At 64.5% G+C, this 21,857-nt stretch carries 25 protein-coding genes; 18 read left to right on the top strand and 7 right to left on the bottom strand.

Features of this window, described 5'->3' with window-relative positions; translation table 11 throughout:
- The first annotated feature begins 54 nt into the window (after positions 1–54).
- The 4 genes from ASE85_RS04050 to ASE85_RS04035 all read left to right on the top strand — a co-directional run bounded on the left by ASE85_RS04050 (position 55) and on the right by ASE85_RS04035 (position 2,247).
- Positions 55–489 (top strand): DUF488 domain-containing protein, encoded by a 435-nt coding sequence (locus ASE85_RS04050; RefSeq protein WP_056683759.1) that lies wholly within the window; start codon positions 55–57, stop codon positions 487–489.
- Positions 490–613: 124 nt separating this feature from the next.
- The gene (locus tag ASE85_RS04045; RefSeq protein ID WP_056683756.1) at positions 614–973 is read left to right on the top strand and encodes a hypothetical protein; all 360 of its coding nucleotides are present in this window, start codon (positions 614–616) and stop codon (positions 971–973) included.
- A gap of 109 nt (positions 974–1,082) precedes the next feature.
- Positions 1,083–2,021, top strand: a complete 939-nt coding sequence (locus ASE85_RS04040) for a right-handed parallel beta-helix repeat-containing protein (protein ID WP_056684354.1) — start codon at positions 1,083–1,085, stop codon at positions 2,019–2,021.
- Between the two features lie 31 nt (positions 2,022–2,052).
- Positions 2,053–2,247, top strand: coding sequence for a hypothetical protein (locus ASE85_RS04035; RefSeq protein WP_056683753.1), 195 nt, complete (start codon positions 2,053–2,055; stop codon positions 2,245–2,247).
- On the opposite strand, the gene ASE85_RS04030 is transcribed toward ASE85_RS04035, so the two are convergent.
- Both ASE85_RS04030 and ASE85_RS04025 read right to left on the bottom strand, forming a co-directional pair.
- Positions 2,248–3,276: a tetratricopeptide repeat-containing glycosyltransferase family 2 protein gene (locus ASE85_RS04030; RefSeq protein WP_056683750.1), complete on the bottom strand. Its 1,029-nt coding sequence runs from the start codon at positions 3,274–3,276 to the stop codon at positions 2,248–2,250.
- 33 nt (positions 3,277–3,309) lie between these two features.
- On the bottom strand, positions 3,310–4,707 hold the full coding sequence (locus ASE85_RS04025; RefSeq protein ID WP_056683748.1) for a helix-turn-helix domain-containing protein: 1,398 nt from the start codon (positions 4,705–4,707) through the stop codon (positions 3,310–3,312).
- A gap of 142 nt (positions 4,708–4,849) precedes the next feature.
- Between ASE85_RS04025 and ASE85_RS04020 the strand changes: the two genes are divergently transcribed.
- A complete protein-coding gene (locus ASE85_RS04020) occupies positions 4,850–6,445 on the top strand; it encodes an isocitrate lyase (protein ID WP_056683744.1) in 1,596 nt (531 codons plus the stop codon).
- A gap of 226 nt (positions 6,446–6,671) precedes the next feature.
- On the opposite strand, the gene ASE85_RS04015 is transcribed toward ASE85_RS04020, so the two are convergent.
- Positions 6,672–8,480, bottom strand: a complete 1,809-nt coding sequence (locus ASE85_RS04015) for a DUF885 domain-containing protein (RefSeq protein ID WP_056684350.1) — start codon at positions 8,478–8,480, stop codon at positions 6,672–6,674.
- Positions 8,481–8,697: 217 nt separating this feature from the next.
- On the opposite strand from ASE85_RS04015, the gene ASE85_RS04010 reads away from it, so the two are divergent.
- The 7 genes from ASE85_RS04010 (at position 8,698) to grxD (ending at position 12,689) form a co-directional block, all read left to right on the top strand.
- Complete coding sequence (locus ASE85_RS04010; protein WP_056683742.1) at positions 8,698–9,396, top strand: glutathione S-transferase family protein; 699 nt, start codon at positions 8,698–8,700, stop codon at positions 9,394–9,396.
- Between the two features lie 88 nt (positions 9,397–9,484).
- Positions 9,485–10,936, top strand: coding sequence for a 3-isopropylmalate dehydratase large subunit (leuC, locus tag ASE85_RS04005; RefSeq protein WP_056683738.1), 1,452 nt, complete (start codon positions 9,485–9,487; stop codon positions 10,934–10,936).
- Positions 10,933–11,061 carry a hypothetical protein gene (locus ASE85_RS24175; RefSeq protein ID WP_268795111.1) on the top strand — a complete coding sequence of 43 codons (129 nt, stop codon included), beginning with the start codon at positions 10,933–10,935 and terminating at the stop codon, positions 11,059–11,061. The genes leuC and ASE85_RS24175 overlap by 4 nt, the downstream gene beginning before the upstream one ends.
- The gene (gene leuD, locus ASE85_RS04000) at positions 11,061–11,672 is read left to right on the top strand and encodes a 3-isopropylmalate dehydratase small subunit (RefSeq protein ID WP_056683735.1); all 612 of its coding nucleotides are present in this window, start codon (positions 11,061–11,063) and stop codon (positions 11,670–11,672) included. The genes ASE85_RS24175 and leuD overlap by 1 nt, the downstream gene beginning before the upstream one ends.
- Before the next feature lie 57 nt (positions 11,673–11,729).
- The gene (locus ASE85_RS03995) at positions 11,730–12,053 is read left to right on the top strand and encodes a DUF1476 domain-containing protein (protein WP_056683733.1); all 324 of its coding nucleotides are present in this window, start codon (positions 11,730–11,732) and stop codon (positions 12,051–12,053) included.
- 13 nt (positions 12,054–12,066) lie between these two features.
- Entirely contained in the window at positions 12,067–12,300 is a 234-nt protein-coding gene (locus tag ASE85_RS03990; protein WP_056683730.1) for a BolA/IbaG family iron-sulfur metabolism protein, read from the top strand.
- Positions 12,301–12,356: 56 nt separating this feature from the next.
- On the top strand, positions 12,357–12,689 hold the full coding sequence (gene grxD / locus ASE85_RS03985) for a Grx4 family monothiol glutaredoxin (protein WP_056683726.1): 333 nt from the start codon (positions 12,357–12,359) through the stop codon (positions 12,687–12,689).
- Positions 12,690–12,801: 112 nt separating this feature from the next.
- On the opposite strand, the gene ASE85_RS03980 is transcribed toward grxD, so the two are convergent.
- Positions 12,802–13,251 carry a hypothetical protein gene (locus ASE85_RS03980; RefSeq protein WP_056683723.1) on the bottom strand — a complete coding sequence of 150 codons (450 nt, stop codon included), beginning with the start codon at positions 13,249–13,251 and terminating at the stop codon, positions 12,802–12,804.
- 482 nt (positions 13,252–13,733) lie between these two features.
- Between ASE85_RS03980 and ASE85_RS03975 the strand changes: the two genes are divergently transcribed.
- Entirely contained in the window at positions 13,734–14,102 is a 369-nt protein-coding gene (locus ASE85_RS03975) for a BlaI/MecI/CopY family transcriptional regulator (protein ID WP_056683720.1), read from the top strand.
- On the top strand, positions 14,099–15,790 hold the full coding sequence (locus ASE85_RS03970) for a M56 family metallopeptidase (RefSeq protein ID WP_056683715.1): 1,692 nt from the start codon (positions 14,099–14,101) through the stop codon (positions 15,788–15,790). Before ASE85_RS03975 ends, ASE85_RS03970 begins: the two co-directional genes overlap by 4 nt.
- A gap of 143 nt (positions 15,791–15,933) precedes the next feature.
- Here ASE85_RS03970 and hemW read toward each other — a convergent pair whose 3' ends face one another.
- Positions 15,934–17,109 (bottom strand): radical SAM family heme chaperone HemW, encoded by a 1,176-nt coding sequence (gene hemW / locus ASE85_RS03965; RefSeq protein WP_056683712.1) that lies wholly within the window; start codon positions 17,107–17,109, stop codon positions 15,934–15,936.
- Between the two features lie 118 nt (positions 17,110–17,227).
- Here hemW and ASE85_RS03960 point away from each other — a divergent pair, with 118 nt between their 5' ends.
- Entirely contained in the window at positions 17,228–18,007 is a 780-nt protein-coding gene (locus ASE85_RS03960; protein WP_056683708.1) for a hypothetical protein, read from the top strand.
- A gap of 4 nt (positions 18,008–18,011) precedes the next feature.
- On the opposite strand, the gene rdgB is transcribed toward ASE85_RS03960, so the two are convergent.
- Complete coding sequence (rdgB, locus tag ASE85_RS03955) at positions 18,012–18,641, bottom strand: RdgB/HAM1 family non-canonical purine NTP pyrophosphatase (protein ID WP_056683706.1); 630 nt, start codon at positions 18,639–18,641, stop codon at positions 18,012–18,014.
- A gap of 154 nt (positions 18,642–18,795) precedes the next feature.
- Positions 18,796–19,512, bottom strand: coding sequence for a ribonuclease PH (rph, locus tag ASE85_RS03950; protein WP_056683703.1), 717 nt, complete (start codon positions 19,510–19,512; stop codon positions 18,796–18,798).
- Between the two features lie 133 nt (positions 19,513–19,645).
- Between rph and ASE85_RS03945 the strand changes: the two genes are divergently transcribed.
- From ASE85_RS03945 to grpE, 3 genes are read left to right on the top strand one after another with little or no spacing between them, the layout of a single operon-like run.
- Entirely contained in the window at positions 19,646–20,152 is a 507-nt protein-coding gene (locus ASE85_RS03945; RefSeq protein WP_056683700.1) for a DUF6438 domain-containing protein, read from the top strand.
- A gap of 49 nt (positions 20,153–20,201) precedes the next feature.
- Positions 20,202–21,245, top strand: a complete 1,044-nt coding sequence (gene hrcA / locus ASE85_RS03940; protein WP_056683697.1) for a heat-inducible transcriptional repressor HrcA — start codon at positions 20,202–20,204, stop codon at positions 21,243–21,245.
- Complete coding sequence (gene grpE, locus ASE85_RS03935; protein WP_056683694.1) at positions 21,242–21,796, top strand: nucleotide exchange factor GrpE; 555 nt, start codon at positions 21,242–21,244, stop codon at positions 21,794–21,796. The genes hrcA and grpE overlap by 4 nt, the downstream gene beginning before the upstream one ends.
- Positions 21,797–21,857: the final 61 nt, after the last annotated feature.

Below are 21,857 nucleotides of genomic sequence, written 5' to 3'. Positions count from 1 at the left end.
ATCGTTCCATGGACATTCCCTGTAAATGCGCCGCGCGCTCCCTATCTCTCCTCCATGCAGATCTTCACCATCGGCTATGAGGGCGCGACGCAGGCGGAACTGGTCGCCACGTTGCACGTCGCGGGCGTGCGCCTGCTGGTCGATGTGCGGGCTGTGCCGTTGTCGCGGCGGCCCGGTTTTTCGAAGAATATCCTCGCCGCCGGGTTGCGGGAGGCGGGGATCGCCTATGTCGGGCTGAAGGCGCTGGGGACGCCGGCAGAGGGGCGCGCGGCGGCGCGCAAGGGCCAGCATGCGCGGCTGGCCGACATCTACGCGCGCCAGCTCGACCTGCCCGAAGCGATCGTACAGGCCGAGCAGTTGAAGGCCATGGCGGCGGAAACTCCCGCCGCGCTGCTCTGTTTCGAGCGCGATCCGTCCGGCTGTCACCGGTCGCTGCTGCTCGATACGATCCTGCCCGATGCCGATCGTGTGGACCTGTTTCCCGGTTGAAAAACAAGGAGGGCGGGATTTTTGTGATTTGGGTTAAGTATAGAGGAATCCATCTATTCTTGTTGCCGGGAATATGATTATCTCCGCGCCGAGCCGGCAACCTGCCGGATCGGGGGGAAAATTCATGAAAGCCATTGCCGTTATTCTGGGCGCCTGCGCCCTGTCTTTTGCTGCGCCTGCGTTCGCCGGGGATCAGGACTTCACGCTGTTCAACAAGACCGGTTACGATATTTCCGAAGTCTATGTCTCGCCTGCCAAGGCCAAAAATTGGGGCGACGACGTGATGGAGGACGAGGTGCTGGAAGATGCGCATTCCGTGCCCATCACCTTCAAGGCCAAGAACGCCATCTGCAATTACGACCTGAAGGTGATCTTCACCGACGGCGACGAGGCCTATTGGACCAATTTCGACCTTTGCACGATCAGCAAGATCCAGATTTTCTGGAACGCCAAGACGCAGAAGGCGACCGCCAAGTGGGAGTGAGGTTCCACGGTTAACCGCAGAAGCCCGGTCCGTCCCTTTATGGGGCAGTGGGATATTGGGTCCGGCCGGGCCATTGGCCCATCGGGGCGGGCGCTATAGCCTGCCCCGCATGCGCATTATGTCCACCAGCCTCCTCGTCTCTGCCGCCATCGCTTCGACCGCGCTGGCGCAGGGCAATGCCGCGCCCTTCACCGTCGCCGAGACGGGGCAGGGCTTTGCCTCCATCGGCGATGCGCTGGCCGCGATCGGCGACCGGCGTGGTACGGTGGTGGTGGCGCCCGGCAGCTATCATCAGTGCGGCGTGCAGCAGGGTGGCGACGTGACCATTCGCGCGGTCACACCCGGCACGGTGATTTTCGACGGGGTACCGTGCGAGGGCAAGGGCGCGCTGGTGCTGCGCGGCCGGGCCAGTACGGTGGACGGCATCATCTTCCAGAATATCCGCGTGCCTGACGGCAATGGTGCGGGCATCCGGCTGGAAAGCGGGAATCTCACCGTGCGCAACAGCCTGTTCCGCAACAGCGAGGAAGGCATCCTGACCGGCGATTATGACGGCGGGCAGGTGGTGATCGACAAGTCGACCTTCCGCAAGCTGGGCCGGTGCGATCGCGATCTCGACTGCGCGCATGGCATCTATATCGGCCGGCTCGCCAGCCTGTCCGTCACGAACAGCCGCTTCGACCAGGGTGATGGCGGCCATTATCTGAAAACCCGGACCGCCCGCGTCACCATCAGCGGCAACAGCTTTGACGATAGCGGCGGGCGCCTGACCAATTATATGATCGACCTGTCCAATGGCGCGACCGGCACGATCACGGGCAATGAAATGGTGCAGGGCAAGGACAAGGATAACTGGTCCGCCTTCATCACCGTCGCGCCCGAAGGTCGTGAACATTCGAGCGCGGGCCTCGTGATCGAGGGGAACAAGGCGGGTTTCGTGCCGGGTCTGGAGCGCGGTTCCACCTTCGTCGCCAATTTTACCGACGATGCGGTGCGGATCGGGGCGAACGAACTGGCGCCCAGCATGAAGGTCAAGGACCGGCGCTGACTTAGGCACAGCGTTGTGGTAGGGCGACGACATGCGAACCACCTATGACAGTGCGACCGTCCGCCTCTATCATCTGGGCGACGATGGCGCGGCCATGACAATCCTGTACGGCCCCCTGAGCGAGGCGCTGCGCGTGGCCGAGCAGCAGCCGGAAGATGTGCAGGACGGGCTGTATCTGGCGACCGACAATGATGTGGTCGCCTATCTGGACCTCATCGAGGAGTAATTACCCGCCCAGCAGCGCGAGTTGCTGGCGGATGACGTCCAGATTATGCCGTGCCAGATGGCTGCCGCGCCCCTCGACCGATCCGTCCAGATCGGGGCGCTCGCCAATCTCCAGACAGCGTTCCCATGCCGTGGCCGCCAGCGGCAGCCATTCGGTGAGCGCAGAGGCAGGCTCCGCCAGTGCCCGGTCCATCGCCAGATTGCCGAGCACGAAGAAGAAATCGGGCGACTCCTGCCAATGGGCCATCTGCTGCCCGGCGATGGCGATGGCTTTCGCCGATGCGCCCGACTGGCCGAGGCAATGGAGCCGGCGGATCAGCAGCCCGTGGGTCCAGGGTGCGCCGTCGGGGGTGCGGGCGCTGGCCTGATCATACCAGTCCGCCGCCCTGCCATAGTCGCGGGCCGTCTCCGCCTCCTTGCCCAATTGGTAGAGGAGATAAGGGTTTTCGGGATCGCCCTGCAATGCCGCCAGCAACATTGGCGTGTTGCGGTCGCGCTTGCCCGCCGCCTGCGCATCCTCATAGCCGTCATGATCGAGGATGAGGGTGGTCCGTTCCACTGGCAGGTCTGATACCGGCTGTTCGTGGATGCGCCCGGCATAGCGGACGCCGCGCGGCAGCAGTCGGGCGATCCAGCTCCGGGTCGAGGGCAGGGCAGGGCCGGCCTGCTGCGGCAGGTCGAAGCTGCTGCGGATGCACAGCGCGCCGAGCCGGGGTGGTCCGTCGCACCAGTCGCGCACTGTCTCGCCGCCTTGTGCGATCCATTCGTCTGCGTCGATCACCAGAGTCCAGTCGGCATCGGCCAGCGCCAGCACATGATTGCGCGCGGCGGAAAAATCGCCGGGCCAGTCGAGATGATGGACCTGCGCACCGCATTGCCGGGCGATCGCGACGCTGTCGTCGGTCGATCCGGTGTCCAGCACGACCATGGCGTCGACATGGGGCCGCACGCTGTCGAGGCAGCGGGCGATGCAGCGCGCCTCGTTCCGCATGATGAGCGTCGCGGCGATCCGGGGGCGATTGGCGGTCATGCCCCTGTTTCGCGCGGGCGACCTAAAAAGCCGTTAACCATCGGCGAAACCGAAGGGCGCGCGGGTGCGGCGATAATCGTCGGGCAGCATGTCACGACCGATCGGCGGGGCGGATCGGGCCATGCACTGGGCGCGGTGGCAGAGGCGACAGGTGACGCCGATCGAGGTCGGCTCTGGCGCGGGCGCACCCTGCGTGTAGATCAGCCGGTGCGCATGGTCCGCCGCGCAGCAGAGTGCGATGGCGCGCTCTACCTTCGGGGCGCCCCAGCCTCCGCCGCCCGCCGTCACCGTGCGCGCGATCGAGAAGAAGCGCTGGCCGTCGGGCAGTTCCAGCCATTGCGTCACCACTTCGCGCGGGGTTTCGAACACGCGATGCACCGACCAGAGCGGGCAGGAGCCGCCATGCCGGGCGAAAGGGAAGCCTGCGCCATCGAGACGCTTGCTGACATTGCCGGCGGGATCGACCCGCAGGAAGAAGAAGGGGACGCGCTCCTGCCCCGGCTTTTGCAGGGTGGTGAGGCGATGGGCGGTCTGTTCGAAACTGGTGCCGAACTGCCGGGCCAGCGCTTCGACATCATAGCGGCGCGCCTCGACGGCTTTGGCGAAGGCGGTATAGGGCATCAGGATGGCGGCAGCGGCGTAGCTGGCGAGCGCGCGGCGGGCGAGGCGGCGGCCGCTTTCATGGGCGAACTGGCCGTCTTTCAGGATCGCGTCGAAGCTTTTGCGCAGGTCCAGATAGGCGATCTGGAGCGCCAGTTGGAATTGCGAACTGGCCCCGTCGAGCGCATCGTCCAGCAGCACCGCGTCGCGATGCCGGTCGAGACGGCGCATGGACCCGGCCATCACGTCCGACGGCAGGCGGCGGACGCGCAGATTATGCTTTGCCTTGAGCCAGGCGGTGAGGCCGCCTTCGGATTCCGCTTCCGCCGCCAGCCTTTCCGCCGCATCGTCCAGCAGCGGGAAGCTGTTGCGACGGGCGGCGAGGAAGCGGCGCGATTCTGCGACGGGATCGGCGATGTCTTCGGCCGGCCCGGAACCCGCGCCGCGATCCGCTAGCGCCAGATGCTCTTCGCGATAGCTGGTGTAGAGGCGCAGCAGCGCTTCGGTGATGCCGGGATAATTGACCGCGACGTCGCCTGTGGCGAGCGTGGGCAAGTCGATGTCGGCGAACATCGGGTCTTTCAGCACCGCCTGCAACCGCGCCGTTTGTTCCGCGCCGCCGTCGCCCGCCACCTCCGCCATGTCGAGTTTGTACGTCCGCGCCAGCCGCAGCAGCATGTCGGCGGTCAGCGGCCGCTGGTTGCGTTCGAGCAGCGCGACATAGCTGGCGGAAATGTCGAGGTCGGCGGCCATGTCCGCTTGCGTCAGGCCCAGGTCGCGCCGCAGCCGCCGCAGGCGCGGCCCCATATAGACGGGACGATCCTTGGCCATGACATTCGACTCCTGTGCAGGCGTTACAACTTTACAGCAGATTTTTGTAAAGATCGACAACTGAACTTCAGGAGGACTGCCGCACTGCAACAAGGGGGACTAGGCCGGGTGCAACAGCTCACCCGCACTGAGGACAAGGCCCATGACCTACCAAGACAATATCGCGAAGGCGCGGACCCTGATCGGCAGCCACCCCGGCACCTGGGACGGCATCAACGCCGAATCCGTCGCCCGCATGAAGCTCCAGAACCGCTTCAACACCGGCCTCGACATCGCCAAATATACCGCTGGCATCATGCGCCGCGACATGGCCGCCTATGACCTCGATCCGGCCAACTACACCCAGTCGCTGGGTTGCTGGCACGGCTTCATCGGCCAGCAGAAGTTGATCGCGATCAAGAAGCATTTCGGCACGACCAAGGGAAAATATCTGTACCTGTCCGGGTGGATGGTCGCGGCGCTGCGCAGCGATTTTGGGCCGCTGCCCGACCAGTCGATGCACGAAAAGACCAGCGTTCCCGCGCTGATCGAGGAACTCTACACCTTCCTGAAGCAGGCCGATGCCCGCGAATTGGGGATGTTGTTCCGCGATCTCGACAAGGCGCGTGAGACGGGCAACGCGGTCGAGGCGCAGCGCCTGACCCACGCCATCGATAATTATGAAACCCATGTCGTGCCGATCATCGCGGACATCGACGCGGGCTTCGGCAATGCGGAAGCCACCTATCTGTTGGCGAAGAAAATGATCGAGGCGGGGGCCTGCGCGCTCCAGATCGAGAACCAGGTTTCGGACGAAAAGCAGTGCGGGCATCAGGACGGCAAGGTCACGGTGCCGCATGAGGACTTTCTGGCGAAGGTCCGGGCGTGCCGCTACGCCTTCCTGGAACTGGGCGTCGATGATGGCATCATCGTCACCCGGACGGACTCGCTGGGCGCGGGTTTGACCAAGCAGATCGCGGTCAGCAAGGAACCGGGCGATATCGGCGACCAGTATAACAGCTTCCTCGATTGCGAGGAGATCGACCCGGCGACGGCGAAGAATGGCGACGTCATCCTGAACCGCGACGGCAAGCTGTTGCGGCCCAAGCGTCTGCCCAGCAACCTGTTCCAGTTCCGCGAAGGCACCGGGGCGGATCGTTGCGTGCTCGATTGCATCACGTCGCTCCAGAATGGCGCGGACCTGCTGTGGATCGAGACGGAAAAGCCGCATATCGAGCAGATCGCGTCGATGGTCGACCGGATTCGCGAAGTCGTGCCTAACGCCAAGCTGGTCTATAATAATTCCCCCAGCTTCAACTGGACGCTGAACTTCCGTCAGCAGGTGTATGATGCCTGGGCAGAGGCGGGCAAGGATGTCAGCGCCTATGACCGCGCGAAGCTGATGAGCGCCGATTATGACGCGACCGATCTGGGTCTTGAGGCCGATGAGAAGATCCGCACCTTCCAGAGGGATGCGGCGGCGCGCGCCGGGATTTTCCATCACCTCATCACGCTGCCGACCTATCATACCGCAGCGCTCAGCACCGATAACCTTGCGAAGGACTATTTCGGCGCGGCTGGCATGTTGGGCTATGTCGAGGGTGTGCAGCGCAAGGAAATCCGTCAGGGCATCGCCTGCGTAAAGCATCAGAATATGTCGGGAAGCGACATTGGCGACGATCATAAGGATTATTTCGCCGGGGAAGCCGCGCTGAAGGCCGGCGGCGCGCACAACACGATGAATCAGTTTGCGGCCTGAGAAATAGTGGGAATTTGATAGCCGACGAGCTTTGCGGCCATGGCCGTGAACAGAGCCAGTTCGCGGGCGTGTGCAGAGCGGCCCGCGATTTGGGTGGAAGAAACTGGACGACTCGGCGGGGCACCGCCTGGTCGTTTTTTTATAGGCCCGTCATTGCGAGCTTGGCGAAGCAATCCATGGGAGCGCCGGTAGATTGCTTCGCTGCGCTCGCAATGACGAGGACCGGTCAGGCGATCCCCGCCCGCTGCCGCACGGCCTGCTTCAATATGTCGAGCGGCATCGCGCCCAGCGTCAGCACCTCGTGGAACTGCTTCAAGTCGAATTTGTCACCCTGCGCCGCCTTCACCTGCTCGCGCAGGTCGTGCCAGACGGTGTGGCCGATCTTGTAGCTGCACGCTTGCCCCGGCCAGACGGTATAGCGGTCGATCTCGCCCTGGCTGCGGCCGCGCGCGATGCCGGTGGTGGCGATCAGATAATCGGTCGCCTTTTCCCGGCTCCAGCGCTTGGCGTGCATGCCGCTGTCCACCACCAGACGGGTGGCGCGGAACAGCAGCGATTGCAGATAGCCGACCTGACCCAGCGGATCGCCTTCATACATGCCCATTTCGTCGGCCAGTTGCTCCGAATAGAGCGCCCAGCCTTCCGAATAGCCGCTGTAGAAGCCGCGACGGCGGATCATGGGGATGGAGTCGGATTCCAGCGCGACCGTCACCTGAAGATGATGCCCCGGCACCGCTTCATGATGGGTCAGTGTCGCAAGTCCGAATTTCGGCCGGTCGAACGTATCGCGCAGGTTGATGAAATAGATGGCCGGGCGCGACCCGTCGAGCGAGGCGTTCTGATAATAGCCGCCCGGCGCCCCCGCCTGAATCGTCACCGGCACGCGGCGGACCTCCACCGGCGCTTTGGGCACGGTGTTGAACGCTTCGCCGAGCCGCTCCTGCATCGCTTTGATCTGGGTATTGAGCTGCGCCAGCAGCGCCTCGCGGCCCGGATCGGTGTTGGGATAAAGCTGGTCGGGGCGCTTGTTGAGCGCGACCAGACGGTCGCCGACGCTGCCCTGGCTCATCCCCTGACCTTTGAGGATCGCGTCGATGCGGGCAGAGATGTCGGCAACCTGATCGAGGCCCATCCGATGGATTTCATCGCCGGTCAGCTTGGTCGTGGTCGCGGCTTCGGCGGCGGCGGCATAGAAGGCCTCGCCATCGGGCAGGCGCCAGCAGCCGGCGTCATGGCTGGCCTTGGCGCGCAACTGTGCAACGAGTTCGCGCTGGCGATCGACGGCCGGGAAGATCTTCTCCGCGACGATCTTTTCCGCCTGTGCGGCGCGTTCGGGCGGCAGGCCGGCGGCGGCCAGCTTTTTCACGAAGGATGCGACCAGTACGGTCTGCGCGGCGGGCTGGTCGCGCAGCGCGGCCTGCATCTTCATGGTCGTGTCGAGAATATAGTCGGGCGCGAACACGCCCTTGGCCGCATCCGCTTTCTGCCGGGCCAGTTCACCGTCCATGGCGGCGGGGAAGGCTTCCAGACGCGACAGATAGGCGTCGGCGTCCGCCGCATCCTTCACGCGGTGCTGCGAATCGAGGAAGTCGGGGACTTCGCGATAGCTGCCGGTAAGCTGGCTGAGGATATAGGGGGCGTAGCGGCCCGCCGTTTCGCCATAGCCGAAGCGTTCGCCGCCCACGGCGCGGTCCATCTGATAGGCGACGACGTCATAGTCGAGCTGGCTGGCGGGGCTGAGACTGGCGCGATCGACGCTGGCGAGTTGCCTGGCCTGCGCCTTGGTGCGGGCGAGATCCCTGGCTGCGCCGGCCGCACTGGTGTCGGAGAGCTTGCCGCGCAGCGCCGCCCGCGCGCCGGTGTCGAGGCCGAGGCGGGTCGCGCTTTCCGGGGACTCGGCGAGGCGCCCGTAGAAGAAATCGTCCAGCATCGCGCGGAATCGGGCGTCGGCGCTGCCGGACTGGGCAAAGGCGTCGGGGGTGGCGGCAACAAGGGCGGTTGCGCCGCTGGTGGCGAGAAATTGGCGTCGGTTCACGACAGGGGACTCCATCATGGGGGGAGGGGCGGCAAGGGGGCGCTGCCCGCGATGCGCTCTTTTGACGGTTGTTCAACAGCTTGGCTAGGGTGAGATCCTATCGGCTGGTCCGAGCGAAGTTCCCATAAGCCCAGCTTGTGAGCATCATGGATCGTTGCGGCTGTCCCGCCGTTTCTTCCTGCGATATGGCGCGCGTGCCTAAACCGGAGGAAAACCGATGTCCTACACGCTGATCACCGCCAACCGGAACTACAGCAGTTGGTCGCTGCGCCCCTGGGTGCTGATGACGGCGCTGGGCATCCCGTTCGAGGACCGGATCGAGCCGTTCGCGTTGGCCAACAACTATGCCGCTTTCCGCAGCTTTTCGCCGACGGGGCAGGTGCCCGCGCTGATCGACGGGGCCAATGGCGAAGAGCGCACCGTATGGGATTCGCTCGGCATCATCCTCTATCTGGCGGACCGTCATCCCGGCGTCTGGCCGGCGGACGAGGCTGCGCGCGCCTTCGCCCAATGCGCTACGGCCGAAATGCACAGCGGCTTCGCTACTTTGCGCAATGATTGCACCATGAATGTCGGTGTCCGGGTCGAGCCGCACATGCACTCGTCCGCGCTCGACAAGGACATCGCCCGGCTGCGCGAAGTGTGGGAGCAGGGGCTGGATCGCTTCGGCGGGCCGTTCCTTGCGGGCAAGGTCTTTACCGCGATCGACGCCTTCTACGCTCCGGTGGCATTCCGCGTGCGCACCTATGGGCTGGACGTCGGCCCGATCGCGCAGGTGTGGGTCGATCATATGCTCGCCCATCCGGCGATGGTGCAGTGGGAGCAGGAGGCGCTGGCCGAAACCTGGCGCGAAGACAGCCATGAGGCAGAGATCGGCGCTGCGGGCAGGATCATCGCAGACCATCGGGCGGTGTAACATTCTTGCCCGCCTGACGGGAAAACAGGGTATTTCGGTCGCTCGCCCCCTTTCCCGATCGCCGTGACGGGTCTAGGGGGTGAGGACTATGGTTAAACCACGCACCCTCTACGAAAAGATCTGGGACGCGCACGTTGTCGAACGGCGTCCCGATGGCACCTGCCTCATCTATATCGACCGCCATCTCGTCCATGAAGTGACGAGCCCGCAGGCGTTCGAGGGCCTTCGTCTCGCTGGACGAAAAGTGCGACGGCCCGATCTGACCCTGGCGGTGCCGGATCACAACCTGCCCACCACGCCGCGTCGCGACGCGGATGGCAAGCGCATCTCGATCGCCGACCCGGAGAGCGCACAGCAGCTTGCCGCGCTGGAGCGCAATGCGCCCGAATTCGGCGTGCGCCTGATCGGCGACGCGGATCTGGAGCAGGGCATCGTCCATGTCGTCGGCCCGGAACAGGGCTTCACCTTGCCTGGTACTACGCTGGTCTGCGGCGACAGCCATACGTCTTCGCATGGGGCTTTGGGCGCGCTGGCCTTCGGCATCGGCACGTCCGAGGTGGAACATGTGCTGGCCACGCAGACGCTGTTGCTCAAGCAATCGAAGACGATGGCAGTCGTGGTCGATGGCGTGCTGGCCCCCGGCGTCACGCCCAAGGATGTCGCGCTGGCGATCTGCGGCACCATCGGCACGGCCGGCGGGACTGGCTATGTCATGGAATATTGCGGTTCCGTGTTCCGCGACATGTCGATCGAGGGGCGGCTGACCGTCGCCAACATGTCGATCGAGGCGGGCGCGCGGTCCGGCCTGTTCGCCCCGGACGAGAAGACCTTCGCCTATATCAAGGGTCGCCCGATGGCGCCCAAGGGCGCAGACTTCGACGCGGCGGTGGCCTGGTGGAAGACGCTCGTCACCGATGAGGGCGCCGTGTTCGACAAGACGGTGGTGATCGACGCCGCCGACATCGTGCCCAACGTCACCTGGGGCACCAGCCCGGAAGACGTCGTGGCCGTGACCGGCGTGGTGCCCGATCCGCAGAGCTTCGCCGACCCGTCCAAGCAGGCCGCCGCACAGAAGTCGCTCGACTATATGGGCCTGACCGCTGGCCAGAAAATGGCCGACGTCGCCATCGAGCATGTCTTCATAGGCAGTTGCACCAACAGCCGGATCGAGGATCTGCGCGCCGCCGCCTCGCTGCTCAAGGGGCGGCATATCGCGGCCGGCATCAAGCATGCGATGGTCGTGCCGGGTTCGGGACTCGTCAAGCAACAGGCCGAATCCGAAGGGCTGGACCGTATCTTCCTCGACGCCGGGTTCGAATGGCGCGAGCCGGGCTGTTCGGCCTGTCTGGGCATGAACCCGGACAAGGTGCCGGCGGGCGAACGCTGCGCATCGACCAGCAACCGTAATTTCATGGGGCGTCAGGGACCGGGATCGCGCACCCATCTGGTGTCGCCCGAAATGGCGGCGGCGGCGGCCATCACCGGCCGGCTGACCGATGTGCGTGAATTGCTGAACAATGAAGAAGGTGTGGTCGCATGAAGAAGATTTTCTGGCTGCTGACGCTGGGCGCACTGGCGAGCGCGGCGATGGCCGCGAGTTTGGGCCGCGCCGAAGACACGCCCGCAGGCCAGCCTGAAAAAGTGCAGGCGAAGAAGGTTCACTGATGGACAAGCTGACGACCGTCGACGGCCGGGCCTATCCGTTCGGGATGAAGAATGTCGACACCGACATCGTCATCCCCGCGCATTGGCTGAAAACCATCTCGCGCAATGGCCTGGGCAAGGGCGCGTTCGAGGTTCTGCGCAAGGAGCCGGGCAACGTCTTTGACGATCCCGACTATGCCGGCAGCCCGATCCTGATCGCGGGCGACAATTTCGGTTGCGGGTCCAGCCGCGAACATGCCGCCTGGGCGCTCGGCGACCTGGGCATCAAGGTGGTGATCGCGCCCAGCTTTTCCGACATCTTTTCCGGCAATGCGTTCAAGAACGGGATATTGACCGTGGTGTTGCCGCAGGACGCGGTCGATCGGCTGCTGGAAGTTGCTCAAGGCATCAATGGAACCCCGGACCCGATCCATGTCGATCTGGAATCGCAGACGGTCACGACGCAGTTTCAGGATCGCTTCACTTTCGAGATAGACCCTTTCCGCAAACATTGTCTGCTCGGCGGTCTGGACGAGATCGGCCTGACGCTGGATCAGGGCGATGTGATCGACGGCTATGAAGCCAGGCAAGCGCAGGACCGGCCATGGATCGTCCCCGCTGCCGTTGCGTAATTCACCGCTTCTGCCTATCTATCCTATCTTATACTGCTTTGAACGGGGCATAGACGCATGACCACTTTCGATGATCGCGAACAGGCGTTCGAAAACAAGTTCGCCCATGACCAGGAACTGGAGTTCCGCATCCAGGCGCGCCGGAATCGGCTGCTGGGTGAATGGGCTGCGGTCAAGATGGGCCTGACGCCGGAAGAGACGGACGCCTATGCCAAAGCGGTGGTGCAGGCCGATTTCGAGGAAGCCGGCGACGAGGATGTCATTCGCAAGCTGTTGGGCGACATGACCTCGGCCGGGATCGAGATCGACGAAGCCGGGGTGCGCACCGCGCTGGACGAGCAGGCGGTGATCGCCCGCCGCATGTTCATCGAAGTCCAGTAAGGATCACGCGACGATGCCGATGGCGGCCGACGATATTGCGGACATGATCCGTGCAGCCATCCCGGACGCGCAGGTCGAGATTACCGACCTGGCCGGTGATGGCGATCATTATGCGGCGAAGGTCGTGGCGGAAAGTTTCCGGGGCATGAGCCGGGTGGCGCAGCAGCGCGCCGTCTATGCCGCGCTGGGCGGACGCATGGGAGGCGTGCTGCACGCCTTGCAACTGACCACCGCCGTTCCCAACTAACGGACCAGAGATTAGCGTCCATCGGATGGACGCCAGACAGGAATGGAAATTTTCACATGACCGACGCCGTGCAGCAGCGGATCGCCGAGATCGTCAAGGGCAGCGATGTGGTGCTCTTCATGAAGGGTACGCCGCTTTTTCCCCAGTGTGGCTTTTCCAGTCGGGCCATCGCCATCCTGGAACATCTGGGCGTGACCTATGAAACGGTCGACGTTTTGCAGGATCAGGGCGTGCGTCAGGGCATCAAGGCCTTCTCCGACTGGCCGACCATCCCCCAGCTTTATGTGAAGGGTGAGTTCGTCGGCGGCAGCGACATCATGATGGAAATGTATGAGGCGGGTGAGCTGAGCCAGCTTATGGCCGACCAGGGCGTCGCCGCCGCCAACTGAGCGCGGGTTGATTGGCAATAGGGAAGGCGGTCCGCAAGGGCCGCCTTTTTTGTTGCGGCTTGGATGGGGAGCGGAAGGACTGCTTTTCGACTGCGCGAAAAGATCGTGAGCGTCAGGGTTGGGTAACGGTGGTGTCAGCAACCAGGCGCGGCACCCAAATCGTACATGACAATCCTTCGCTTGCCCGTTCTCCATTCGGCAGTCGCACCCGCTTGAAGCAGCCGCCGAGTGGAAACTCACGGCTGAGCCAACGACCTTGGGGTGTGTCCTGCTCATAGGGATCGATCTCTGAGCGTTCCAGAAATGCCCAGAGCCGAGCGGCCGTGTCGCCAGCGCAGATATATTTGTGGCTGTCTTCTGTGTCGGTCACATCTCCTGCTGCGACCGCGGCGTTCAGACACGCTGCCATTAGTCCGGGCATTTGCTCGGGGAAAGGCGCCGCGTCATGGCTGGCGATTAGCAAAGCGATGGTTAATGTCAGCATAGTTGACCAAAGATACAAAGTCTGGCGAAGCGCGCCAAGCATTAAAGCCCGCTTCTTGTCGTCAGCAGTGATCTCCATTCGCAGATGGCCCGCAGCCCGTTACGAACGGAAGCGTGCGTGTCGCTTTAGTTCTCACGACGCGCGGTTGCCATGTACCTGTTGCGCAGATGGCGCGCCGATGACGCTTCGCGAGAGTCTCGCGAGATAAGTATGCGGTTCGCCTGTCGTGTCGTCGTGGAGATGTTGGGAGGGGCCACCGGGTGGGGGATGCTTGGCGGAGACATGCCTGCATCCCCCGGTAGTTGAACGGTGGGAACGCGACTAAAGTCGCAATGGCCGTGCCAAATTGGGGCGATCGCGGGAAGCTGCGGGTTCCAAAGGTTAACGCGCTGATTCCCGCCGCGCCATCTGTCAAAATTTCCGACATTTTCCGGCTTTTTCAACATGAAGCCTATGAACGGCTCACCTGCGAACGACCATTGACTACATCTGTAATCAATGCGATTACATCTGTGGTTGTTAAACATCGAGTCGGGTATCCGGCCAGTAAGCGAGAAGACGTGAGCGAGAAAATCAGCGAAGCGGAACTGGTGGTGATGGAGGCGCTGTGGGAAGCCGCGCCGCAGACCGCCAACGACGTTGCCGACCGCGTTGCCACCGATCGCGACTGGAGCCTGCAAACGGTCAAGACATTATTGTCGCGACTGATGGCCAAGGATGTCATTGCCGCCGACCAGGATGGCCGCCGCTTTCTCTATCGTCCGATGGTGGCCCGTGACGATTATGTCGCGGGCGAAGGCGGGCGTCTCGTGAACCGGTTGTTTGGCGGGCGCATATCGCCGCTGGTCGCCCAGTTGGCGCAACAGGATCAATTGACGGCGGACGATATCGCCGAGCTTGAGGCCATCCTGAAGGGGCTGAAATCATGAACGTCTGGTTGGCCGAAACGCTGATCGCCACCACCTTGCTGATGGCGCTGGTCATGATGTTGCGGCGGCCGGTGGCGCGTTGGCTGGGGGCTGGGGCGGCCTATCTGCTCTGGGCGCTGCCGCTGGCGCGGATGGTGATGCCGGCTTTGCCCTGCGACATCGATCCTTCGCCGTTGCATCTGGCGGTGGATCAGGCGGGCCTGTCCGACCTGCTGGCCGTGACGCCCGCGGCTCCGGTCACGACTATGCCCACGGCCTTCCCTTGGCTGGAGGCGGGCCTGTCGCTCTGGTTTGTCGGCATGATCGCTTTCCTGATCGTGCAGGCGGTAGGCTACATCCGTTTCCGCCGCCATATGCTGGATGGCGCTACCCCGATCGGGGAGGAAGGGCGCATCCGCCTCATTTCCAGCCCGCATGCGTCCGGTCCGCTCGCCTTCGGTGTGCTGCGGCCGTACATCGTGCTGCCTGCCGATTTCGCCCTGCGCTATGACGCGCAGGAGCAGGATATGGCGATCGCCCACGAACGGGCGCATCATGAGCGGCGCGATCTGGCCGCCAACATGATCGCGCTGCTGTTGCTGGCGGTCCATTGGTGTAATCCGGTCGCCTGGATCGCCTATCGTGCCTATCGCGCCGATCAGGAAACCGCCTGCGACGCGCGCGTCCTGTCGCTTTACGGCCGCGATCAGGCCCATGCCTATGGTCGCGCCATTTTGAAGGCGGCCGGCGGTCGGCAATTTGCCGGCGCCTGCCATCTTACCCGTATCACCACGCTCAAGGGGAGGCTGAAAATGCTGTCCAACCATGACATTTCGCTTCAGCGCATCAGCTGGGGCATGGCCGCCGTCGCGATCGTCACCGCCGCCGGCCTGGCGCTCACCGCATCGGGCAGCCGCGCCGCACAGCAGATGGCGGCGATCACCGACAAGGTGGAGAGCGCCGACTTCGCCAAACTGTCCGATCTGGTGTCGCAGCCGGCCGTGGCGACCGTGCCGTCGACGGCCGAAATCGCGGCGGTCCCCGCTGTGTCAGCGGTGCCTGCTGTCCCCGCCCTTTCCTCGGTGCAGGCGGGCGATGAGGCATGGCCCTCGCCAGCGCCTATCGCTCCGCCCGCGCCGATGGTGCCCGCCGCCGACATGATCGCCCCGGTCGCGCCCGTACCGCCGGCTCCGCCGAGCGTGCGCAGCGAAAAGGGCCGGATTACCGTCACCCATGCCGACGGTCGCGTCGAAACCCACCGCATCCCGACCGAGGCGGAGATTGCCCGCATGGTGCCGGTGGTCGATGTCCGCAACGGATGTGACGGTAGCGGCCAGACGACCAGCCGCAGCGAAAGCATCGACGCCAATGGCCGCCGCCATATCAAGGTGCGCATCTGTCAGGACGTGATCGACCGCACGATGGAGCGGGCGCAGATGCAGGCCGAACGCGGGCGCGCGCAGGCTGAACGTGGCCGCGCACAGGCGGAGCGGGCGCGGGTTCAGGCGGATCGCGCCGCCCGTCTGGCCGATGCCGACATGGCCCGCGCCGATCGTGCCCGGCGCAGCGCCCATGTCGCGGCGCTGAGCAGCCTGCGCGCCAGCCGCGCCCAGATCGTCAACAACTGGTCCATGCCCAGGGACGCCCGTGCCGAAGCGCTGCGCGACCTGGACGAATCCATCGCCGAACTGCGCAGCGAGCAGGACTGAATTTAGGATAACATCCGTTCGCCCTGGGCCTGTCGAAGCCCTGTTCTTCTTTACGATGTTGAAGCGGAACAGTTCTTCGACAGGCTCGGGGCGAACGGCCTTTCATGCTGTGGCAGGGGCGCTCGAAATCCGACCGGCCGGCCTTAAACCGCCACCACTTCGGGCAGGATGGCGTCGAGCAGGAGCATACCCGCCGGCGCCACCTGCAAATGGTCGCCCGTCAGGCGGATAAGGCCAAGGTCGGTCAGTTGGGCAATCGCCCGTTCGTCCACCAGACGATCCGCCCTGATGCCGGACCGGGCGGCGATCCGGGCCAGATCTACCCCTTCGCCCAGCCGCAACCCCATCAGCAATGCTTCACGGGCACGATCTTCGGGTAACAGTGGCTCTTCGCTCTGGATGCCATGGCCGTTGCGGGACACCGCACCCATCCAGTTTTCCGGCTTCTTGTGGCGCAGCGTCGCCATCCCGCCGCGCCGCCCATGCGCCCCAGGTCCGATCCCGGCATAATCACCATAGCGCCAGTAGACGAGATTATGGCGGCTTTGCTGCCCCGGCCGGGCATGGTTGCTGATTTCGTAGGCGGGGATGCCCGCCGCGCCGGTCATCGCCTGCGTCAGCTCATAGAGTGTGGCGCCATGATCGGGATCGGCGGGCGTCAGCTTGCCTTGCGCCACCAGCGTGGCGAAGCGGGTGCCCGGCTCGATCGTGAGTTGGTAGAGCGACAAATGGCCGGTGCCGAAGGAGAGGGCGCGCGTCAGTTCCGCCTCCCAATCGCCTTCGCTCTGATCGGGACGGGCGTAGATCAGGTCGAAACTCACCCGATCGAACACACGCTGCGCGGTGTCTAATGCGGCCAGCCCCTCCGCTACGTCATGGGCGCGGCCCAGGAAATGCAGCGCCTGATTGTCGAGCGCTTGTAGGCCGAGCGAGGTGCGGTTGACCCCCGCGATGGCTAGGTCGGAAAAACGCGCGGCCTCGACCGAATTGGGATTGGCCTCCAGCGTGATCTCTATGTCCAGGGTGAAGCCCCAATGACGCTGCGCCGCGCCGATCAGCGTTTCGACCAGCGCGGGCGGCATCAGCGACGGAGTGCCGCCGCCGAAGAAGATGGAGGAGAGCGGCCGGTCCGGTGTCAGCGCTGCCTCATGCGCCATGTCCGCCAGCAGCGCGGCTTCCCATGCCGGAATGTCCACGCCGTCGCGGACATGGCTGTTGAAGTCGCAATAGGGGCATTTGGAGATGCAGAAGGGCCAGTGGATATAGAGGGCCTGGGCATCGGTGATCGCCGGCGAGGTTGGGAGGATGTGGGACGACATGGCGCGGCCAGCCCTTAGAGGCTTTTTGCGCGGGGTGCCATCCGGGCGAGCCGGGTAGGGATGGATATTTCTACCGCTGGCGCGCATTCAGCAGATGAGGTTGCTAAAGGAGAAGAGGATGCACCGTAGGGCATTGGCATGGATTGCGGGTAGCGCGCTGCTGTCGCTCGTGGCCTGCGGAGCGCCGTCGCAGCCGGAGCGCAAGGCGGAGGATGCGGCTGGCAACATGATTACCGCTCCGGTGGCCGATGCGTCGGGGAATGAGAGCGTGGCGCAAAGCCCGATGGCGGATGCCGTGCCAGCCACCGATGGTGCGAGCGTTGAGCCGCTGTCCTGCGCCGCCGATATCGGATCGGCAGCGGCAGCCAGGCGCGTTGCCGTATGCCGCAACGTGTCGCCTGCCACGCGGCCGCCCTGCAATGCCGCCAATAGTTGCGCCATGATCGAGGATGAGATTGCGCGCAGTTGTGCCCTGTTCGATGGCAAGGGCGAGCCGATGCAGGGATGCGATCCGGCGCCCAAGAGCATGGCGGCGGCGGTCGCGGTGGTGCAGCGTTATTATTCGGCGCTCAACGCGCGCGACTATGGCACGGCCTGGGCGCAATGGGGGGAGGATGGCCGGCCGGGCCAGAGTTTCGACCAGTTCCAGTCGGGCTTTGCCGGCACCCGATCGACGCGGGTGACGATCGGCAGCAAGTTGGAGCCGGGCGATGGCGGGGCGGGTTCGATCTACCAGACGGTGCCGGTGACGATCGATTCGCAGCTACAGGACGGTACGCGCCAGCGGTTCGTCGGTGATTATGTGGTGCGCCGCGTCAACGACGTCGATGGCGCCACGGCCGCCCAGCTACGCTGGCATATCGGGCAGGCGAAGCTGAAGGCGGTGCCGGCGGGGTGAGCGGTCAGATGACCGCTGCGACCAATTGCTCGAACGCCCTGGCGCGGTGGCTCATGGCATGTTTGGCGTCCGGGTCCATTTCCCCGAAGCTGATATCATGGTCCAGGGGCTGGAACATGGCGTCATAGCCGAAGCCATTCTGCCCGCGCGGCGGCCAGACTAGCGTGCCGTCGATCCGCCCCTCGAACGCTTCGACATGACCATCTGGCCAGGCGAGGGCGAGGGCGCAGATGAAGTGGGCGCTGTGGCTGGCGTCCGGTCCCTTGGCCTGCACGCCGTCCCACACCAGTTGCATGGCCATGCCGAAATCCTTGGTCGGGCCGGCCCAGCGCGCCGAAAACAGGCCGGGGTCGCCGCCCAGCGCCTCGACGCACAGGCCGCTGTCGTCGGCGAGGGCGGGCAGGCCGGACAGGTCCGCCGCCTGCATCGCCTTCAATTCCGCATTGGCGATGAAGGTGGTGCCGGTCTCTTCGGGTTCGGGCAGGTCCAGCGACGCGGCGGAAATAGGCTCGATCCCGAACGGGCCGAGCAAGGCGGCGATTTCGCGCACCTTGCCGGGATTGTGGCTGGCGATCACCAGCTTGCCCGGCTTCAGCTTGCGGATCGCCTGTTCCTGTCCGAAATTGTCGCTCATCTCGCCCTACCCTGCCTTATTTTCCGTCATCCCAGCGAAGGCTGGAATCCCACTTCTTCTTCTGCTTCACGCGAACAAAAGAAAAGGGAGATGTCGTTGAGAGTCACGTGCCTCTCAACGACCTTCGCTGGCATGACGGTGTTTTGTGTCTGGCTTAACGCCCGGTTGCCACATCCTGCGCGGCGAAGATCTTCGCGCAGCCGATGCGGGCGAGGCGGAGCAGGCGGAGCAGCTCTTCCTCGTCATAGGCCGCGCCCTCAGCCGTCGCCTGCACTTCGGCGAACTTGCCGTCGCCGGTCAGGATCAGGTTGGCGTCGGTTTCGGCATTGCTGTCCTCGGCATAGTCGAGGTCGAGGACGGGGGTGCCGTTATAGATGCCGCAGCTGATCGCCGCGACCTTCTGGATGATCGGGTCTTGCGTCAACGCGCCCGATGCCAGCAGCTTGTCGACGGCGATGCGCAGCGCGACCCAGCTACCTGAAATAGCCGCCGTCCGCGTGCCGCCATCGGCCTGGATCACGTCGCAGTCGATCACGATCTGCCGTTCGCCCAGCTTCTTGAGATCGACGACCGTGCGCAACGAGCGGCCGATCAGGCGCTGGATTTCCTGGGTGCGGCCCGATTGCTTGCCCTTGGCCGCTTCACGACTGCCGCGGGTGTGGGTGGCGCGGGGCAGCATGCCATATTCGGCCGTGACCCAGCCCGACCCCTTGCCGCGCAGGAAGGGGGGTACCTTTTCCTCGATCGAGGCGGTGCACAGCACGCGCGTGTCGCCGAAGCTGATGAGGCACGACCCTTCCGCGTGGATGGTGAAGCCGGGTTCCATGGTGATATCGCGCATCTGGTCGGGCGCGCGGCCGGAAGGACGCATAATTTCTACTCCGAAGCGTTCGAGGGGCAGCGGGCGCCGCCAATGCGCCCAACGGCGCACTTAAAGCGCCGCTTAGCGGTCGATGGAACGACTTGCCAGTGTCCAGACCGCAATTTGGACGATATGAGGGGTTATGACGATAAAAATCTGGGTCGCAGCCGGGCTGTTGGCATTGACGGGGTGCATGGCGGAGCAGGAAGGGCTGGAGCCGCCCAAGGCGCCGGGCGATGTGATCCGCTTCACCGCCGGACGCTGTTTCGGCGCCTGCCCGGCCTATACGGTGCAGGTGTCGCCCGATGGCGCGGGCCTGCTGACGCCGGAACGCTTTACGTCGGTGCCGGGGCCGACCCGCTTCACCATCAGCCGCATTCAATATCGCAAATTGCTGACGACGCTCGCGCCGCATCGGCCGGCTGCCGGCACGACGCAGAAGATCGACCAGAAAAGCTGCACCCGTTTCGCTACGGACATGCCCGGCTATAGCGTCGAATGGAGCCGGCCGGGGCAGCAGCCGACGCGGCTGGATTTTCAGTCCGGTTGCATGGACCCGCTTTATGGCAAGCTGCGCGTGGCGATCGCGTCGGTGCCCAGGATATTGGATGTGCAGCATATGCTGAATCCCAAGGCAGTCGCACCCTGATTCTGCCTGCGGCCTTGAGCCTGCCCGCCGTCTTGCCTAGATAAGGCGCATGTCGGTCACGCCCATATCCGAATTGAACGATCGCGCGCGGGATGTCTTTCGCCTGGTGGTGGAAAGCTATCTGGGCACGGGCATGCCGGTGGGATCGCGCACCATCAGCAAGATGGCGTCGCTCAGCCTCTCGCCCGCATCGATCCGCAACGTCATGCAGGATCTGGAGGAACTGGGCCTGCTCGCCGCGCCGCATACCTCGGCCGGGCGAATGCCGACCGAGACGGGGCTGCGGCTGTTCGTCGATGGCATGATGCAGGCGGCCGAACCCTCGCCGGAGGAGCGGCGCGCGATCGAGGCCGGCATATCCGAAAGCGGGCCGATCGAAGAAGCGCTGTCCGCCGCCACCGCGACACTGTCTGGCCTTTCCGCCTGCGCCGGCATCGTCATGGTGCCCAAGCGCGAGCCGGTGTTGCGTCAGTTCGGATTCGTGCCGCTGAATGCCCGCCAGGCGCTGGCGGTGCTGGTGGGGCAGGACGGGTCGGTCGAAAATCGCGTGCTGAACCTTCCCGAAGGCGTCAGCCCGATCGCGCTCAACGAAGCGGCGAATTTCATGTCGGCGCGCTTTGGCGGCCTGACCCTGCGGCAGGCGGGCGAGGCGCTGGCGCGGGAGATGGAGGCGGAGCGGCACGCGCTCGACAACAGCGCGCGCGATCTGGCGGCGCGGGGCTTGGCCATCTGGTCGCATGATGCCGACGACCGGCCGGTGCTGATCGTGCGCGGCCAGTCGTATCTGCTGGACGATGGCGCCGCAGCCGACCTGGAGCGCGCCCGGCAATTGCTGGAACAACTGGAGGGCAAGCAGGAAATATTGGACCTGCTGCGCGGCGCTCTGGCGGGCAGCGCGACTAAAATCTTCATCGGTTCGGAAAACAAGCTCTTTTCCCTGTCGGGGTCTTCGGTCATAGCCGCGCCCTACCGTGGCGCGGACGGCCGGGTCGTCGGCGTGGTCGGCGTGATCGGCCCCACGCGCTTGAACTATGCGCGGGTGATCCCCATGGTGGACTTCACTGCACAGACGCTGTCGAGATTGATGAGATGACCGAGAACAAAGACACTATCGAAAACACCGAAATCGTGGACGCGCTGCCGGAGGATGCGGTGCCCGCCGGAGACGCCGCAGCGGATACGATCGCCGCTCTGGAGGCGGAACTCGCCACCGCGAAGCAGGATATTCTCTACGCCCATGCCGACACGCAGAATGTGCGCCGCCGGCTGGAAAAGGAGCTGGCCGACGCCCGTTCCTATGCGTCGACCGCTTTTGCGCGCGATATCCTGTCGGTCGCCGACAATCTGAGCCGGGCGCTGGCCGCGATCCCCGCTGATCTGCGCGAGGATGAGAAGTTCAAGTCGCTGGTCGTGGGCCTGGAAGCCACCGGCCGCGAACTGGACAGCGTATTCGGCCGCAATGGCGTGACCAAACTGGAGTCGGTCGGCCAGCCGCTCGACCCCAACAAGCATCAGGCGGTGATGGAAATTCCCTCGGCCGACGCCGAACCGGGCACCGTGCTGGTCGAAATGCAGGCGGGCTACATGATCAAGGACCGCCTGCTGCGCCCCGCCATGGTCAGCGTGGCGAAGAAGCCGGACTAATATTTCGATCCGTTCGGGCTGAGCCTGTCGAAGCCCTTTCTTTTCCTGAAGAAGAGAAGCC

The organism is Sphingobium sp. Leaf26, assembly GCF_001421665.1.
Taxonomy (GTDB): Bacteria; Pseudomonadota; Alphaproteobacteria; order Sphingomonadales; family Sphingomonadaceae; genus Sphingobium.
Note: the sequence above shows the minus strand (reverse complement) of the source record. Positions and strands in the feature narration are given on the sequence as shown.